Origin of the sequence: Pedobacter antarcticus, from assembly GCF_900112985.1 — a bacterium.
Lineage (GTDB): Bacteria > Bacteroidota > Bacteroidia > Sphingobacteriales > Sphingobacteriaceae > Pedobacter > Pedobacter antarcticus.
This window is the reverse complement of record NZ_FONS01000006.1, coordinates 203,330-222,286: the sequence shown is the minus strand read 5'-3', so window position 1 is coordinate 222,286 and position 18,957 is coordinate 203,330. Positions and strand designations below refer to the sequence as shown.

Genomic DNA, 18,957 nt, shown 5'->3' with positions numbered 1-18,957 from the left:
ATCAACCGGCTTATTATGCGTTTTTTTTCTCTAGGTGTGCGGCAATAATACTGGCTATCTGAGCCGTTCTGTTTTCCCAGGTATTCTTAGCTGCCAGCTCTTTTCTTTTCTGTATTAATTCTTCTGAATTCGTCATTAACGCCGTCCGGATTGACAGACTGAAAGATTCTGCATCCGAGCAGTAGGAAACCTGATCTTCTGTAAATTCCCTCAGATCATCATTAAAATCTGTTGCTATAACCGGCTTTCCAGCACCAAGATATTCAAATAACTTAATAGGAAAGATGGTATTACTTACTTCATCTTTTTTAAACGGGATAATTGCAATATCAAAGCTTTTGATTAACTGGGGAACTTGATCATAAGGGATAGCACCTAGCAAATGTACATTTTCCAGTTCTGCCAAAGATTGCGGCAGATATGTAGCTGTTACCGGACCTGCCAGCACAAATGAATAATCGGGATTGGCTTCCGCTACTTGTTGCAGTAACTGGTAGTTTATTCGTCGCTCTATAGTTCCCAGATAACCGACTATCGGAGATTTAATTCCTCTGACCTGAGCATGCACTGATAAATTTTTGTCCTGAACTTTTTCCAGCAGATCAGAATCCGTTGCATTTGGAACAAAATAGGTATTCTTATTCTCCTTCGATTTTTCCCGGTATAAAGCCATGCTCGTACAGATAACAAGATCACTTTTGCTAACGAGTGCTGCTTCAGATTGTATGCCGTGCTTCATGTCATACGGAACGATCATGGGATCAACGCAATGATATACAGTCAAAAGCGGATGGAGCCCGTTAGCAATATCCGGATAGTGGAAATTGAATGAATTTATAAAGATGAATTCTTTTATTTTTTCCGCTTTAATTATTTTTTTTAAACGTTTTCTGATCAGACATTCATTGAAATAGAGTATATTCCTGTAAGTTTTTCCTTCAGGTAAGAAATTAACAGGAATAACAGGTGGAGTTATCACGATCTTCAAACCCGGCAATTCAGTCTCCAGCAGCCCATCTGAGAAGATAGAATACTTCTTTAGTCGTTCGGCAGACAGGCCGTTCTTTTTTAGTAAATGAGAAAAAAAATCTTTAATTGTAAATGGATAGTCGATAAAAAAGACCTTATTATGCAGGGCAAGGTTTTGAGCTATAAATACCGATGTCGCCTGTATTGGTCCATCGTATCGGGTATTTCCCAGTATAATGATCACCTTGTCTTTTAAAACCATAAAATCATCAAGTTAATTTTTTCACGCATAGTATAAATTTAGATAAATATTCTTCACTGGTGTATTCAGGTACTTGGAGTATTGATATTGTATTAGTAAATTGGATGGATGAATTAACGACTTTATTATTAAATTGCAAAGTAGTTAATAGAAGGCCAAAAGTGTGCCGAACCATTTAACTTTAAATCTTTGTGGTTAATATACTTTACAGCAGTTAATTTTTGTTATTTCTCGAGTACGTACTTTCTCATTTGAGAAAGTAATTACCCAGTTTTAATACCCAAAAAACCGATTATGATAAGAAAATAACCTCATTACTATAGTTATCGCAATATTTTTGATCTGTTTCTGGCTAAAGCGTACTTCTGGGTGGTTTTTTGCATACATATCTGTAGATTTGATAAATCGGGACCTTTAAAGCTGTTGACTAATTCAATAAAACTTTTTAAAAAATAATACTAAATATAAGTCTGCAGAAGATGAAGAAGCAAATATTACTCGTTGATGATGAGCCTAGCATTTTAAAGTTATTGAACTTTATTCTGAACAAACAGTATAATATATATGCTGTTGAAAGCGGATACAAGGCTCATTTATGGTTTGAAGATGGCAATCTGCCAGATCTTATTATTCTTGATCTTCATATGCCATATTTTGATGGCTCATCGTTTTTAAAGAGTATAAAAATAAGTGGGTTTTATAGGGATATACCTGTAATTATTCTTTCTGCGGCTGAAGACCTGGATAATATTGTTTCTAATTTGCCATTTAAAGTGGAGGCATATTTTCCAAAACCATTCAACCCTGAATTCTTAAAAGAGGAGATAGCCAAAGTTTTAAATTCAAATCAAATTATTGCCAATTAATAAATGGAGAACAACAAAAGAGTTAGTTTAGTTTATTCGGGGTCTAAACATTTCTCCGAATCGGCCGAAGCATTAAATAATATGTTTAATGTCGTTGCAGTCGCGGATAATGTATTACTTGAGGATCATTTAAATAAAATGTCTCTATTTTCTACGCCTGATGTTATCATGATTGAAGCGGACGACGAAGAACTGGTTTTTTCACTAGTTGAAAAAATTAAAAGTAATCCTTTAACAAGTGGTCTCATCATAATCCTGATAGGGGATAGACAGGATTTGAAGCTCAAATTGAGAGCAATTAAAGCTAAAGTGCACGACTTGTATGTTCATCCATACGAAGTTGATGTGCTGAATGAAAGACTTAATTTTTTGATTAAATTCAAGCTGATCAAACCTAATATCGAGCAACTGTCTGTTATCAAAAAAAGAAATGAATACCATGTTCCATATCCAAAAAGAATTTTTGATATGATTGCTTCTGGCGCGGTATTATTAGTGCTCTCTCCGATTCTTCTTCTGGTCGCAATTTTGATTAAGCTTGATTCAAAAGGCCCGGTTATTTATAAAAGTAAGAGAGTCGGTACCGGGTATAGAATATTTGATTTCTATAAATTCAGGTCAATGAAGGTTGGGGCTGATGCAGAATTAAAGAATTTATCAAACCTGAACCAGTACGCTGATGACGGAAGTGGTTCTAATGCATTTGTTAAAATTAAGAATGACCCACGTGTTACCAAGCTTGGTAACTTTTTAAGGAATTCCAGTCTGGATGAAATTCCCCAGTTATTCAATGTAATTAAGGGGGATATGTCTTTGGTTGGTAATCGTCCATTGCCACTCTATGAAGCTGAAATGCTAACCAGCAATGAATGGTCTCTACGTTTTCTAGGACCTTCCGGGTTAACAGGATTATGGCAAATCAGTAAACGGGGAAAAAGTGAGATGTCAGACACTGAGAGAAAGCAACTAGATAATTTTTATGCTAAAAATTATTCAGTCTGGTTTGATCTCAACATTATGTTACGCACAGTTCCCGCTTTATTCCAGAAAGAAAAAGTTTAAAATCTAAAATCTATATTTAACTTAAAAAAAATGAAAAAGCTTTACATTTTTCTTCTATGCTCTTTATTTACCCTTAGCGCTTCTGCACAGGAATCTATCATAGGTGATATCAATTACTCGTTACTTCAAAAATATATTGAATTGGCGCGGCTTAATTTTCCCCGCACTAAGATATTTGAAGCCCGGGCTGAAAGTGCAAAGACTGCTATTCCAATAAATGCAGTTTCTTATCTTGATATATTCAATGTGTCATACTTTTACAGACCTGATAAAAAATCTGATGTGTTAAACCCAATCAATCCTTATACGGTGAACGGTTTCCAGTTTGGAGTATCTTTGAACCTCGGGAATTTTCTTCAAAAACCTTACATTGGAAAAAAAGCTAGGGCAGATTATAAAATAGCCCAGTTAGAAGCCCAGGAGTATGATATGTCACTCGGTACTGAGGTTAAAAGAAGATATTATGCTTATATTGAGCAACTCGGACAACTTAAAGTTAATACTCAAAGTGTTCAGGATAATAAAAATGTAGCCGAGAATTTAAAATATAAATTTGAAAAAGGTGAAATCTCACTTGAAGTGTATAATCAGTCGAGAATAAATCTTGCTGCTGCCAATACTGCTAAAATCACCTCTGAAGTTAGCTACCTGACAGCAAAAGATGCGCTGGAAGAAATTGTAGGAAAACCTCTTGCTGAAGTTAAATAAAAAAAAATATATCATCATAAATAATGGATTTTAAGGCTTTTAATTCTCATCTCAAACGATATAAGTGGCTTATTATACTTGTGCCGCTCGTTACTGTTGTGGTGGCCTATCTTTTGGTTAAAAATTTACCTGATCAGTATAAGTCCCAGGCTCAGATATCGACAGGTCTGATTGACCAGTCTAAGCAAGTTGCTACAACCGAGCAAAACCTTGACTACTTTAAACTCAGTCAGCAATTTTCCAATATCATTGAGAAAATTAAGATGAAGAAGATTTCGAGTATTCTTTCCTATCATCTGATTTTACATGACCTCGAAAATCCAGGCCAGTCTTATAAAAAGTACAGCCCAAAGCTGGATTCTTTATCAGATCCGCAACGGAATGAACTAATTGCTTTATATAAGGAAAAGCTTCAGAAAAAGACCGTACTTACTCCGGTAGATAATAAAGGTAAATATCCGCTTTATGATATTGTCGTCTCTATGGGTTACGATGAGAAGGGAATAGATAAAAACCTTGAGATTAACAGAAATGACGGGAGTGATTTCATCAACGTAACTTATACATCTAATAATCCCGAACTTTCTGCTTTTGTTGTTAATACGTTGACAACAGAGTTTATTAGGAATTATACGCTGGATGTCGGCTATAATCAGAATAATTCTATGGTTCTCCTGGATTCGCTTTTGAAAACGAAAGAAGCCACAATGAATGCAAAGAATGCTGATTTAAAGCAGTTTAAGATGCAGAATGGGGTAATTAATTTAGACAAGCAGTCTGAAGCGGTTTACTCTCAGATTTCTCTCAATGAAGAACGTAAGGCTCAGGCTATTAGTGCTATTCAGGCTAATTCGGGAGCAATTAGAGCAATTGAAGCGAGGCTGAGGGGTAAAGATCCACTTGCTGGCGGGAACGTCATTTCCCAAAACAGGGAAATAGTAAATCTTAAAAATCAGCTTAAAGTTGCAAATGACAGGTATATAGATGGTGGTTTTAAAGTAGCAGATAAAAAAAGGGTTGACTCGTTAACCAATTTGATGTCAGAAAAAACAGCGGCTAACTCTGATCAGAATATTACAGATCCAACTGTAAATAAACAGAATTTAATTCAGCAGAGATCGACGCTGGAGATTGCTATGAATCAAGCAAAAAGCAGTATTTCTGCAATTAACAGGGAACTTGCGGTTTTGAAAGGTAAATACAATAGTATGGTTCCTTTTGACGCTGGTATCCAGAATTATGAAAGAGACGCCGATTTAGCTACAAAAGATTACATGGATGCCTTAAATAGGTATAATCAAACGAGAACGGAGCAGAATATTGGTCTGAAGCTTAATATTGCCCAGGTTGGTCTTATCGGAACGCCGGAACCGTCGAAAAAAATGGTTCTTACAGCTGCCGCCGGAATTGGTAGCTTTGCGCTTTGTTTTATGACTGTTGTACTGTTGTTCTTCCTTGACAGGTCTATTATCAATGCGAAGCAATTAACGGCACTTACTTCCCTACCGGTAATCGGACATCTTCACTACGTAAATATTATTAAATCTTTCAAGGAAATATGGGGAGATGGTGACGCTCCTGAATACAAAGTTTTTAAAAATCAGCTTAGAACCTTACGCCTGGACATATCCAGTGAAATGGATAGGGATAGCAGCAGGATTCTGGGAATAACAAGTCTTGGTAATGGAGAGGGCAAATCCTTTATTTCATCCAGTCTTGCTTATGCATTTGCTAAAACCGGAAAGAAAGTTCTGTTGATCGGTGGTGAGTCGCAGGCAATCGAAAATGAAAAAACTAAGGAATTAACGGCAAGAGGCAATTTTGAAACTTTTCTGATAAAAAGGGAGATTAATGCGAATGACTTAATTACTGTCCTGAATAAAAATGAGGATAACACCTCCTTGCTTGAAATTCAGAGTTTGCGGAATCTGCGGGCCGGATTTGACATTCTTAGAAACGAGTTCGATTTGATTATTATAGATATACATAGTATAAATGAGGTAAATCTGGCCAAAGAATGGCTTTTGTTCGCAGAGAAAACTATTGCGGTATTTGAATATGGCAAAGTCTTGTCAGATGAAGAGAAGGAACTTCTTCCATATCTAAAAGAACAAAAAGGATTTATTGGGTGGGTCTTAAATAAAATGAAGGCGGATTATAAGGGTAAATCTTAATTGTTGAATCTTTGATGGTGAAATCATCCGGGCGGGAGCGCTATAATAAATTAAAGATTATACTAATTTCAATTGCTATTGCATTAAGCATCGGAATTGGTGTGTTTGTAGGTGATGCCGGAATTATTTTACCGGTTGGTGCAATTGCGCTAGCTATACTGGTCGGTATTGAACTTTATTTCATCAAAAAACCTAATGCGATCATTTGGGTTTTATTATGCTTCATCTTCACTTTCATGATCCTCACCAGGGAAATTGGAGGAGGTCCATTCGGGATTATGCAGGAAGGAATTATGATTCTGGGCTGCCTCACTTTAATTTTTAGTCCTGATGAGCAGAACTGGAAAACACTTAATAATGATTTGTGTCTGCTAATGCTTACATGGCTTATTATCAGCGTTCTGGAGATAGCCAATCCTGCAGGAGCAAGTGTGCAAGGTTGGCTTCAGGAAATCCGGGCTGCAGCTCTTTACCCTTTTCTAGTCGTCGTTATTGGTTTCCTGGTGTTGAAACGAAACCGCGATCTTAATGTATTTCTCGGTTTAATCATCGGGTTTTCTCTTCTCGCAGCTTTCAACGGAATGAAACAGTTGTATATCGGTCTATCTCCAGGAGAACAGCGGTTTATTGACGAGGGCGGCTACGTTACACATATTCTTTTTGGCAGGTTGAGGGTCTTCTCTTTTTATAGCGATGCAGGTCAGTTTGGTGCTTCGCAGGCGCACATAGGATTGATAGCTCTTGTGCTGTCATTGGGCCCTTTTAAAATGTGGAAAAGAGTCCTGCTGTTTATCGCATCTTTAATCTTATTATATGGGATGCTTATTTCCGGTACAAGAGGCGCCATCTTTGCGCTGATTGTCGGGGTGTTTGTTGCGCTTGTCCTTAGTAAAAAATTTAAGGTGATGATTATCGGAGGTTTAATTGCGTGCTCTTTCTTGTTCGTATTAAAGTATACTTATATCGGTAACAGTAACTACGAAATTTACCGGCTAAGAACCGCTTTTGATCCCAAGGAGGCTTCCTTCAATGTCAGAATTACCAATCAGCAAATTTTACGGGAATATTTGAGTACCCGGCCGCTGGGCGGCGGCCTTGGTGTTATCGGGGTATGGGGACTAGAGTATAATAAAGATAAATTCCTTTCTACAATTGCACCGGACAGTTATTGGGTCAAGGTTTGGGCTATGTATGGAATTGTGGGGTTTGTCATCTGGTTTGGTATAATGATGTATATCTTAGGGAAGTGTTGCGGAATAGTTTGGAACATCAAGGACGAGCGGCTCAAAATCAAAATGATTGCTTTAACGTCTGGTTTCGCAGGTATCTTGATTTGTAGCTATGGAAACGAAGTCATCAATACAGCGCCGTCATCATATATAGTCTACATTTCATGGGTTCTGGTGTTTTTAGGACCGAAAATTGATGAAGAGTTAAGAAAAAAAGTAAATATACCCTTAGTCCAGGATTAATATGCCATTTGAAATTTTCGTTGTTCCAGCTGCTATCTGTTTTGTGTATGGTTTCTTAAAGGGATTTGAAGTATTTAAGAATAAATAATTTTATACGATGTCATTAACAGATAGAATAAAAAACAACCCGGTCTTGAAATCATTAGCCCTGAAGTTAATGATTCCCGCGAATGAACATAAACCAAGATTGTGGGTAAGTCTTTTTGTGAATCCTTTTATACATAAAAGGGGACGTAGTTCTATTATAAGACGGAGGACAAGACTCGACGTGTTTCCGTATAATAAATTTGATTTAGGTAATTATTCTGTTATCGAGGATTTTGCAACAATTAACAATGGGGTTGGGGATGTAATTATCGGTGAGCACACCATTGTCGGAATCGGTAATGTAATTATAGGACCTGTTACGATAGGATCGGATGTAATGCTAGCTCAGAATATTGTTATATCTGGTTTAAATCACGGGTATGAGAATGTAGATATTTCGCCTCGTAAACAAAAGGAGATCTGTAAACAGGTGCTTATAGCTGACGATGTATGGATAGGGGCAAACTGTGTGATAACTCCAGGTGTCAGCATTGGAAAACACGCTATTGTCGGTGCTGGAAGTGTAGTTACCAAAGATGTAGTAGCTTATACTGTTGTTGTAGGCAATCCTGCTAAAATGATAAAAAAATATAATCACCTTACCAGGGTCTGGGACAAGGTATAATCGGGGGATTCCATTTTGACTATATACATAATAAAGGTGTTTAGATATGATTAACTTCGGGGGGCATTCAGAATTTGAAGTTGTCATTATTGGGCAGCAGCCATGGGATGTCGAGATTGGCAGCAACAGTAAGGACCTTGCTTTAGAACTCTCTAAAAAGCATAGGGTTCTTTATGTGAATTCTCCATTGGATCGCGTCACACTTTACAGAGAGTGGAAAAACCCCAGAGTTAAGAAGCGAAGGGCAATCATAAAAAACAAAAAGATTGAGATTGTAAAGATCCAGGAAAATCTCTGGAATCTCTATCCGGATTGTATGCTGGAATCTATCAATTGGATTGGCAGTAATTTTATATTTGACTGGGCCAATAAATACAATAATTACAAGTTCGCCCAGTCGATTAAAAAAGCCTTAAAATTACTTGGGTTTAGTAATTTTATGCTGCTTAATGATAACGAGATGTTCAAGGGTTTTCATCTTAAAGAATTTCTTGACCCGGTTTTGAGCATTTATTACTCCAGAGATAATATGGTGGCAGTTCCATACTGGCGAAGACACGGGCTACGGTTGGAGCCGGCTATTATTGCTAAGTATGATTTGTGCATTACCAACTCAACCTATCTCACGGATTATTGCCGGCAGTTTAATACCAATTCATTTTATGTCGGACAGGGTTGCGATTTTAAATTTTTTACTGGAATACCTGGACCTTACCCATTCGCAGAAAAGTTTTCCGGGCCCGTTATTGGCTATGTCGGGGCTTTAGAAAGTGCACGTTTGGACCAGGATATTATTGCTTATCTTGCAAAGAACAAACCTGATTGGACGATAATTATGGTCGGTCCGGAGGACAATGCATTCAAAGCTGGAAAACTGCATAGTTTTAAAAATATTATTTTCGCGGGTATCAAGCCTATGGAAATGCTGGCTGATTATATCAGAATATTTGACGTGTGTATTAACCCCCAGCTTATTAATGAAGTCACAATTGGCAATTATCCGCGTAAAATAGATGAGTATCTGGTAATGGGTAAGCCTGTGGTGGTAAGCGCTACAGCAACTATGGAATCATTTAAAGATTTCGTGAGTCTGGCTAAATCTAAAGAAGATTATCTGGAACTTATAGAGTCTGCTCTCCGGGATGATAATGCAGAACTTCAGAAAGCCAGAACTGAATATGCATTAACTCATACTTGGGAAAATAGCGTGGATAAGATTTATCGCGCAATTGAAAAAACTATTTCGGCACATAAATAGCCGCTGCTTATGGAAATTTTAAAAACTGTCTGGATTATATTCCATTTTTTTATGGCTTTTTATTTTATTCTCCCTGTCCTGCTTTTATTAATAAAGCTGGTCCGGAGAGCAGATAAACCGAGTAATCCCATTATCCGGGAATTTGATTATGCAGTAATAATTACTGCCTATCAGCAGACTAACTTATTGCCCGCACTAGTTGATTCCGCATTAAAGCTAAATTATTCAAATTATCTGATTTACATCGTAGCTGATAATTGCGATATCTCCAATTTAAATTTTAATAGTGATAAGGTTGTTCTTCTAAGGCCTGAGCACACTTTAGCTAGTAATACTAAATCACATTTTCATGCAATACACAATTTTAAAAGGCCACATGAAATTTTAACGATTATAGATAGCGATAACCTGGTTTCCCCTGAGTATCTTAATGAACTCAATCATTTTTTTGCAGATGGATATGTTGCAGTTCAGGGTGTCAGACAGGCTAAAAACCTGAATACAAGTTATGCATGTCTGGATGAAGCAGGAGATATATATTATCGTTTTATTGACCGGAAATTGCTGTTTGAATGCGGTTCTTCTGCCTCACTTGCCGGTTCGGGGATGGCTTTTACAACTCAGTTGTACCGGGACTGCCTGGAAACGATTGAGATTGAAGGGGCTGGTTTTGACAAAGTACTCCAGATGCAGATCTTGAAAAGAGGCTATAGGATAGCTTTTGCAGAGAAAGCTATCGTGTTTGATGAAAAAACTGCGAAGTCAAACCAATTGGTAAATCAACGCGCGAGATGGATTAATACATGGTTTAAATATTCTGGTGAAGGCGTTAAATTAATTGGGAGAGGACTTGTTAATTTGAATCGTAATCAATTTTTCTGTGGACTGGTTTTTTCCAGGCCGCCTTTGTTCATGCTTGCTTTAGTGACCGTCATTGGCGTTTTTGTCGACCTGGTCCTTCTACCGGAAATGTTGTACTTCTGGGGCATTGCAATCATCTGCTTTCTGGCAGTTTTTTTTGCTGCACTTTCTTATTTTAAAGCACCTGGTATAATTTATAAGGCACTTGTTAATATCCCTAAGTTTATTTTTTTACAGATACTGTCTCTACTGAAAGCTAAACGCGCAAATGAGATTTCAGTTGCAACTGTGCATTACAGCGATCAGCATATCGACGAGGTCGAAAACTCTATCAAATAATTAGTCTTTAATACATCGGAAATGACAGCGACAAAAAAAACTAGGATTCTCCATGCTATCAGGCAAGGTAAAATAGGTGGTGGGGAAACTCATGTACTCGATCTTGTACACCAGCTGAACCGGGATAAATTTGAATCTGTAATCCTGGCTTTCACACCTGGTCCGATGGTAGATCAGCTTAAATCTGAGGGTTTTACTGTGTATGTTGTACCAACTGAACGTCCTTTTAACTGGAAGGCCTGGCCAGCTGTTACACAGATATTAACTGACGAAAATATAGATTTAGTTCATGCACATGGAACCAGGGCTAATTCGAATACTTTTTATAGTGCGAAAAAGCTGAACATACCTTTGGTATATACGGTTCATGGGTGGTCATTTCATCCTGACCAGTCTATGCCCGTAAAGTTTATCAGGGCTCAAAGTGAGCGTCTGTTAGTCAGCAAGGCAGATCATACAATTTGTGTTTCCCAAAGTAATCTTGCAGACGGCAAAAAGAGATTTCCTATCTCAAGAGGGTCGGTAATTGTTAATGGAATCAACCAGAATAAATTTAATCCTGACCAGACTTTTCCGGATTTTAGAAAAGAAATAAATATCGACAACAGCGTTGTACTAGTCGGTTATATTGCAAGGATAACTGTGCAGAAAGATCCTTTCACCTTTTTACGTGCTATTGCACTCACGCCGGAGGTAATCAAATTTGTAATTATAGGAGATGGAGAGCTTAAGCCTGAGATGCTCAGGCTTGCGGGTGAACTGGGATTGACCGACAGAATAGTTTTTCTGGATTTTCGTAGTGATATTCCTTCTATTCTTAATGCTATAGATATATTTTGTCTACCTTCTTTATGGGAGGGGCTGCCCATTGCATTGCTCGAAGCAATGGCCATGAGAAAGGCAATTGTGGCTACAGCAATTGATGGCACCCGGGACCTGGTTAGACAAATGGAAAACGGAGTATTGGTACCTGTGTCTGAATCTTCAAAACTAGCCGACGCGATTACGACGCTGGCATCGGACAGGAATTTGAGAGAAAGACTTGGGGAACAGGCATACAGAACAATTAAGGACAATTTTGGTGTTGAGGAAATGGCCTTAAAAATTGAGAACGTTTATGATAAGGTTTTAGGACTAAAGTAATGAACAGGCGAACTTCTTTAAAGTATTTACTCGGTGCAGGTCTTTCAGGCTCTGCAATTGTTGCCGTGTATAAGTTCACCGGTTGGGAGAGCCCGGATATCGAATATCTCGCAGGTAAACAACCGACAATTGCTGAACTTGCGGAAATGATAATACCAAGAACGGATACACCCGGTGCTAAAGACGCCAGGGTGGATCAGTTTATAATCCGTATGATAACCGAGGGCTCTGATAAGAAAACGCAGCGTAATTTTATAAAAGGTTTAAAGCAACTGGAACAATATGCTTTAAACTATTATGAAAACGAGTTTATAAATTGTAGCTATAAATCCAGGTATCAGATTTTGAGTTATTATGAAAAATCTTCTGGATATTCGTCGGCAATACTAAATAAGATCAGCAATAGATTGTTGGGTAAGCCATTTTTTATAAAACTAAAGGAGTTAACGGTTGAGGGATATTGTACATCTGAAGTTGGTGCCATGCAGGGTCTTGCTTTTGATTATGTGCCAGGCGATTATCTTGCTTGTACACCTCTGCAGTTAAATCAGAAATCCTGGGCAACAAAATAGTATGTAATGTATATATCAGGGAAATCTAAAATTGAGGCGACTTTTGATGCCATCGTTGTTGGCTCTGGAATAAGTGGCGGCTGGGCGGCAATGGAACTTTGTAAAAAGGGAATGAAGACTCTTTTGCTGGAAAGAGGGAGAGATGTTAAGCATATCCAGGATTACCCGACTGCAAATCTAAAACCCTGGGATTTTGGCCTGCGCCTTAATTTTAGTGAGCAGGAGAAGCAGAATAATCCTAAAAAAACACAATACGCCGATGCTGGTAGCCAGTCATTCTTCGCTAATGATGTTGATCACCCATATCTGGAAGAGAAGCCTTTTAATTGGATCAGGGGATACCAGGTCGGTGGGAGGTCACTTACTTGGGGCCGTCAATGTTATAGGCTCAGTGATCTTGATTTTGCGGCAAATAAGAAGGATGGTCATGGGGTTGACTGGCCAATAAGGTATCGTGATATTGCTCCCTGGTACAGCTATGTTGAAAATTTTATAGGCGTAAGTGGTCAAAACGAAAATCTGGGTCATCTTCCGGACGGTTCTTTTCTACCCCCGATGGAATTAAATTGCATAGAAAATCATCTTAATAATTCCATTAAAAAACATAACGGCGACAGGTTGCTTACTATCGCCCGGGTGGCGAACCTGACTAAAGGATGGGATGGAAGGGGGCCCTGCCAAAATAGAAACCTATGTACGAGAGGGTGTCCTTATGGTGGTTATTTTAGCAGTAACAGTTCTACGATTCCTGCCGCTTTCCAAACAGGGAATCTGACACTGCGGCCATATTCAATTGTTTCAGAAATAATCTATGATAATAAATCCGGTAAAGCATCTGGAGTAAGGGTGATAGACACATTAACAATGGAAACCTTTGAGTATTCAGCAAAGGTTATCTTTTTAAATGCCTCCACAATTGCTACAGCGGGTATTATGCTTAACTCAAAATCGTCCAGATTCCCCGATGGATTTGGAAATGACAGTGGCGAGTTGGGGCATAATCTAATGGATCATCATTCCTCAGCGGGTGCACAAGGCACACATTCTTCGTTTCAGGACTCTTATTATAAGGGAAGACGGCCCTGTGGTTTTCTTATACCCAGATTTAGAAACCTGGTTCCAGACACGAATGCTGCTTTTCTCAGAGGGTACAATATTCAGGGTGACGGAGAGCGCTACGGATGGCAGGAAATGGGACGGAATGCAGGATTTGGCGCTGACTTTAAAAAGCAGTTGACGCGGCCTGGCGAATGGTCAGTTTGGATGGCCGGCTGGGGCGAGTGTCTTCCTTATCATGATAACCGGGTATCCCTTGATAATGATAAAAAAGATAAATGGGGATTACCGCTTATCAAAATAGATTTTGAATTTAAAGAGAATGAGAAGAAGATGATGGCGGATATTCAGCATACCTCACAACAGATGCTTGCGGACGCGGGTTTTAACAATATTGACAGTTTTAATTATAAAACTGTTGGAGGCGGCACTGTTCATGAGATGGGAACGGCAAGGATGGGTGAAGATCCAAAGACTTCTGTATTAAATGGTAATAATCAAATCCATGCTGTAAAGAATGTTTTTATAACAGATGGAAGTTGTATGACTTCATCTGCTTGTCAGAATCCTTCTTTAACTTATATGGCATTAACTGCGCGGGCATGTAATTATGCCGTGGAGGAACTTAAGAAAAATAATCTTTGATAGTCATATCATCTTAAACTAAAGAAAATTTGATATCGGGACTCTTTCTTATATCTTAGACGAAAAGAAATATTTATAGTTTCTTCATAGCTGTAAATTGAGATTTTTATGCACTTCCAAAAAATATTGTATTAATTTACTATCTAAAAATGCTTTCATTAAAAAAGATACTGTCTCCTCTTAATAATATACATTTTCAATCTCTAGCAGGAAACGGTGTAATGGCAGTTTTTGGAATGCTGATCATTGCCATTCTTTATCGTGCACTTTCTGTTCAGGATATAGGTGTCTACGTCTTTTTTATGACAGTACTTGGGTTGATTGATACCCTCAGATCGGGATTTATCACAACCGCTTTTATTAAATTTTATTCTGGTACTACTGGTGCCGTTGCTAAGGAAATAGCTGGATCAGCCTGGTGCCTTGCTTTGATAATCACGGGGTCATTAATTGTACTAAACGTACTTTTTTACTTGCTGCCGCCTTTTAGTGAAAATGAAGGTGTTGTGCTTTTTATTAAGTACTTCTCGATAATCACACTGGCAACTTTACCTTCTTTTATGGCTACTCTCATAGTGCAGGGAGATAAGAGATTTGACAGGCTTTTATGGTTGAGGCTGATTAATCAGACGTTATTTACAGGAACAGTGGGGGTATTAACTTTTATGGGTACTGTAACGCTGACCTCTATAATCTATACTTACATAATTACTAATCTGATAGCAGGTATTGCCGCTATCTGCTTTGGCTGGACCATGATAAAGTCAATAACCAATGCAACACGTAAATCTTTTTTGGATCTTTTCCATTTTGGGAAATACAGCGTTGGAACAATGGTTAGCTCGAATCTTTTTAAGGTAACTGATATCATGTTTATTAACTTCTTTTTAGGACCTGCAGCATTGGCGGTATACAATCTTGGTGGAAGGCTGATGCAATTAATTGAAATTCCTTTATTAAGTTTTGTTGCATCGGGTATGCCGAGCTTATCTGCCTATTACAATAACAATCAGAAAGCTGAAATGATATTTGTGATGAAAAAGATGATTGGAATGATAACTATCTTCATTTTTCTGATTGCTTTGGTTTCAATCATTTTTGCGGAACCGATTATTGCTTTGATAGGTGGTGGGAAATATGTAAATACCGAAGCTCCGCATTTATTCCGGATGTTTATGAGCATCGCTATTTTCGCACCTGCAGACAGGTTTTTCGCACTCACACTCGATGTTATTCATAAACCGAAGATTAACTTCTTCAAAATCTTAATTATGCTCGCTGCAAATGTCGCAGCAGATTTCATCGGAATGATGTTCTTCAAATCAGTTTATACGATTGCTATAGCTAATGTGATCCCGGTACTGCTCGCTATAATTATAGCTTATCCTCCTTTAAACAGATTTCATAAATTCAGTTTCTGGAATATATATGTGATTGGTTTTCAGGAAACGGTTTTATTCGTTAAACAAATCTTTGCTACTATTTTTGCCAGAACGAGATAAGTAAGATTATTTAATAATAAAGGGATAACAAAAAAGCAGCAAGTCTATTGCTGCTTTTTTGTTATCCCTTTATTTCAGATCAGTGTTTTCTAATTCTGGATTTTTAATGCATTGATATCGGGAATCCCGGCTTCAGCTGCAGTTGCAAAGTATTTATTATTAGTTTGTACTGGCACTGTGTTCGCCTGCTGACTAACAATGTAGCTTTTAGGGTTTGGCGCAGGAAAATCAAATCCGGTATTATTATATACTTCACATTTCCCACCCTCTAAACTATAAACATCTACTACAACACCGACCCAGTCTTTGCTGGTATTCAGTTTACCACAGATATTGTTATAGACTTTAACATTTGAATAGGTTGTTTTGCCGCCGATAATCATGCTTGCAAATGACTGGACTTCAAAGCCGGAATATTTTCTGGAATTCACTACAGTATTATTATAAATTAATACTTCTTTCGGAGTGGTACCAAAACTTCTTGTCCAGGCCCGAATCGCATTTCCCTGATGATTGCGTATGAGGTTGTGATGAAAAGATCCACTACCCTTCATTGTGAAAATACCATTGTGATTGTTGTTCGCACTGTTTACATCAATAACAGTATTGTGGTGGATATTATAGTCATCGGCATTTTCCGCAAGAACAGCGTCTCCACTATTTGAGTTCCGAAAGTCCAGATAGGCAACTTCCAGTTTCTTAATAAGGCCACGTATCACACCATTCTCAACGCCTCCTTCCAGATGAAGAAAAGAGCCAGTATTAGAACAACTATTGTTCAGGAACCTGACATTATTGGAATATGATGATGCGCTGCCGTCATATACAATCTGGCCGGAATTAAAATAGACTACATAATCTCCAATATTTTTGAATGCGAAATTTTGTACTGTGAGGTTTTGCACCGTACCTGTCACTGAAATCGATCGGTGCTGGGGACTGTCTCTTGATACAAATCCGTAAGTAATACCAGCAGTTCCTTTACCTGAAATTGTCAGGTTGCTCACCTTACTGAGGAAAATATGATCACTATTTCCCGCAATCTCTACCAAGCCATCATTTTGAATGGTGACATTACAGCCGGTATTAATATTTTTGATATCAATACTTTTATAAGTACCACCTTTAATTTTGATGACATCATCACAGGCAAGTCCTAGCTTGGTACCATCAATTATCAAGTTTCCGGAACCTGTGCCTAATGGGATAGTCCGGCCTTTACTTCCCTGAGCGGGAGGCTTTACCTGCGTTGTGTCCCGAGGGGTTTCGGGTTTAGTAATTTCTTGTGCTATCTGACCCTTCTTGCAGGACATTAACAGAAAAGCGAGGAGGAGAACAGGCAATAGTTTATGAATTTTATTCATTTTGAGTTTTTAATAATAATTTTTTCTTTAAAAGTTTTTTATTTTATGTTTTTAAATTGGTAATCTGCTACTATTCAAAATGTTCCGTCGCTATGTAAAATTTTAGTGTTATAAAAACAAGTTGGGGAATATAGAGTAAAAAAATCGTAAAGTGTGTAAAATTGGGGAATTTTATCCCCTAAATATTTATATTTTCTTGCCGGGCCGATTTATGGTTTTTTGAATTAAAATTCCGGATCCGCAAAGGACCTGTGCCGGTATTCCAGGCCCATTCAATTAAAGACAGAATTTTATGTATTTTAGATCAGTTTTATCAGGTTACAGCAAATTGATCGTGATTAATAAATTAATCTCTCAGTAAATAATATATGAATAGTCAGAAAATCTTCAAATCCATTTTAGCACTCTTATTTGTTTGCACATTATTATCATGTAAGTCAGAGGAAGAGGACATCAAAGAAAATAAGTTAGCCTATAGACAGATTAGAATGAAAGACCTGTTTGGTATCAATGCATTTGAATGGGACTTTCTACAGAATCCTCATGGAAATAATGACGGCAATTTTATTTACGAACCTAAAATGGACTTAATGAAGTCTTTCTCCGGTGTGAGGCATTATATGGATTGGGATAAAATTGAAGATAAAGAGGGCGTTTATTCCTTCGATCCGACGACAAAAGGAGGTTGGAATTACGATCTGGTTTACGAGCGTTGTAAGATGGAAGGTATATTTGTTTTAAGTTGTCTTAAAAATGTACCTGACTGGTTATATAAAACGTATCCTCCTGGTCAGCAGGAAGTGGATGTGGTGCCACTAAAGTATGGCGCCAACAGAGAAGATCCAAAGTCCTATAAAGAGGTAGCGAGGGCAATCTTCCAATTCTCAGCCAGATACGGTAGTAATAAGAATATCGATACAAACCTGATTACGTTATTTAAAAAACCAAGATGGACAAATGACCGGGTAAACCATATGAAGGTTGGACTCAATCTGATCAAATATGTCGAATGTAATAATGAGCCTGACAAATGGTGGAAAGGAAAAAAAGCGCAACAGACCGGAAGGGAATATGCTGCTAACCTTTCAGCCTTTTATGACGGACATAAAGGAACAATGGGAAAAAATGCAGGGGCTAAAACTGCAGATCCAAATATGAAAGTTGTTATTGGCGGACTTGCCAGGGCAGACGTAAAGTATATCAGGGAAATTGTAGAATGGTGCAAAGAAAATCGTGGCTATAAGCCGGATGGAAGTGTTGATTTATGTTTTGACGTGATTAACTTCCATATGTATTCAAATGATAATACAACATGGTTCGCCAAATTCAAACCCAACAATAAGGGTGTTGCCCCAGAAACTAATGAAAATATGGGGAAAATTGCAGATACGATGGTTTCTTTAGGGGAAGAACTTGGCAATTTAGAAGTCTGGACAACTGAAACCGGGTACGATCTGAATGAGGAAAGTGTACAAAGTGCAAGACCTATTGGTTCGAAATCTATTCTATTAACGCAGGCTGACTGGATCTTGAGAACTTCCTTAATGTACGCCAGACATGGATTGAATCGTGTTTTCTTTTATCAGGCATATGATGCGCATTCTCCTGGTTTCGCAGCTAAAACACCTTTTGAAACATCTGGATTGCTTAATGAAGAGAAAAGACGACCGGCTGCAGATTATATTCTTCAAACTACTAAATTAATGGGTGAGTACATTTACAGCAACACCATAAACAATGACCCCATTGTAGACGTTTATACTTATAAAGGTAAAAATATGTACATACTTGTTGTTCCGGATCAGAATGATAGAAAGGAAAAATACAAGCTAAATCTTAAAGAAGCAAAAACTGCCAGAGTACATTATTTAAAGCCCGGTGCCGATCAGATGGATTATAAGGATTTTCCAACGTCAAATGGCAAGATTGAACTGGAGGTAACAGAAACACCAATTTTTGTAGAAGCTATATAAATATCTAAATTGAAAATAA

General features: G+C 37.9%; 15 protein-coding genes. 13 read left to right on the top strand and 2 right to left on the bottom strand.

The features are described from left to right. Window positions 1-13: 13 nt before the first annotated feature. Window positions 14-1,231: a glycosyltransferase gene (locus BM192_RS13970; RefSeq protein ID WP_037443339.1), complete on the bottom strand. Its 1,218-nt coding sequence runs from the start codon at window positions 1,229-1,231 to the stop codon at window positions 14-16. A gap of 479 nt (window positions 1,232-1,710) precedes the next feature. Between BM192_RS13970 and BM192_RS13965 the strand changes: the two genes are divergently transcribed. The 12 genes from BM192_RS13965 (at window position 1,711) to BM192_RS13910 (ending at window position 15,601) form a co-directional block, all read left to right on the top strand. After that, window positions 1,711-2,097, top strand: a complete 387-nt coding sequence (locus BM192_RS13965) for a response regulator (RefSeq protein ID WP_037443336.1) — start codon at window positions 1,711-1,713, stop codon at window positions 2,095-2,097. A gap of 3 nt (window positions 2,098-2,100) precedes the next feature. Further along, on the top strand, window positions 2,101-3,159 hold the full coding sequence (locus tag BM192_RS13960) for a sugar transferase (protein WP_037443335.1): 1,059 nt from the start codon (window positions 2,101-2,103) through the stop codon (window positions 3,157-3,159). 30 nt (window positions 3,160-3,189) lie between these two features. After that, on the top strand, window positions 3,190-3,867 hold the full coding sequence (locus BM192_RS13955; protein ID WP_037443332.1) for a TolC family protein: 678 nt from the start codon (window positions 3,190-3,192) through the stop codon (window positions 3,865-3,867). A 23-nt stretch (window positions 3,868-3,890) separates the two neighbouring features. Further along, on the top strand, window positions 3,891-6,041 hold the full coding sequence (locus BM192_RS13950) for an exopolysaccharide transport family protein (protein ID WP_037443330.1): 2,151 nt from the start codon (window positions 3,891-3,893) through the stop codon (window positions 6,039-6,041). A gap of 14 nt (window positions 6,042-6,055) precedes the next feature. Next, window positions 6,056-7,513 (top strand): O-antigen ligase family protein, encoded by a 1,458-nt coding sequence (locus BM192_RS13945; protein ID WP_037443328.1) that lies wholly within the window; start codon window positions 6,056-6,058, stop codon window positions 7,511-7,513. 97 nt (window positions 7,514-7,610) lie between these two features. After that, window positions 7,611-8,225: an acyltransferase gene (locus BM192_RS13940; RefSeq protein WP_037443325.1), complete on the top strand. Its 615-nt coding sequence runs from the start codon at window positions 7,611-7,613 to the stop codon at window positions 8,223-8,225. 46 nt (window positions 8,226-8,271) lie between these two features. Next, window positions 8,272-9,483, top strand: a complete 1,212-nt coding sequence (locus BM192_RS13935; protein WP_037443323.1) for a glycosyltransferase — start codon at window positions 8,272-8,274, stop codon at window positions 9,481-9,483. A 9-nt stretch (window positions 9,484-9,492) separates the two neighbouring features. Then, window positions 9,493-10,683: a glycosyltransferase gene (locus BM192_RS13930; protein ID WP_037443321.1), complete on the top strand. Its 1,191-nt coding sequence runs from the start codon at window positions 9,493-9,495 to the stop codon at window positions 10,681-10,683. A gap of 21 nt (window positions 10,684-10,704) precedes the next feature. After that, window positions 10,705-11,826: a glycosyltransferase family 4 protein gene (locus BM192_RS13925; protein ID WP_037443320.1), complete on the top strand. Its 1,122-nt coding sequence runs from the start codon at window positions 10,705-10,707 to the stop codon at window positions 11,824-11,826. Continuing rightward, window positions 11,826-12,398: a gluconate 2-dehydrogenase subunit 3 family protein gene (locus tag BM192_RS13920; RefSeq protein WP_037443319.1), complete on the top strand. Its 573-nt coding sequence runs from the start codon at window positions 11,826-11,828 to the stop codon at window positions 12,396-12,398. Before BM192_RS13925 ends, BM192_RS13920 begins: the two co-directional genes overlap by 1 nt. A gap of 6 nt (window positions 12,399-12,404) precedes the next feature. Then, a complete protein-coding gene (locus BM192_RS13915; RefSeq protein WP_037443318.1) occupies window positions 12,405-14,099 on the top strand; it encodes a GMC oxidoreductase in 1,695 nt (564 codons plus the stop codon). Window positions 14,100-14,248: 149 nt separating this feature from the next. Continuing rightward, window positions 14,249-15,601, top strand: a complete 1,353-nt coding sequence (locus BM192_RS13910) for a lipopolysaccharide biosynthesis protein (protein ID WP_051760133.1) — start codon at window positions 14,249-14,251, stop codon at window positions 15,599-15,601. A gap of 89 nt (window positions 15,602-15,690) precedes the next feature. On the opposite strand, the gene BM192_RS13905 is transcribed toward BM192_RS13910, so the two are convergent. Next, window positions 15,691-16,965 (bottom strand): right-handed parallel beta-helix repeat-containing protein, encoded by a 1,275-nt coding sequence (locus BM192_RS13905; RefSeq protein ID WP_037439458.1) that lies wholly within the window; start codon window positions 16,963-16,965, stop codon window positions 15,691-15,693. Between the two features lie 368 nt (window positions 16,966-17,333). Between BM192_RS13905 and BM192_RS13900 the strand changes: the two genes are divergently transcribed. Continuing rightward, window positions 17,334-18,938 carry a hypothetical protein gene (locus BM192_RS13900; protein ID WP_074589994.1) on the top strand — a complete coding sequence of 535 codons (1,605 nt, stop codon included), beginning with the start codon at window positions 17,334-17,336 and terminating at the stop codon, window positions 18,936-18,938. The last annotated feature ends 19 nt before the right edge of the window (window positions 18,939-18,957 follow it).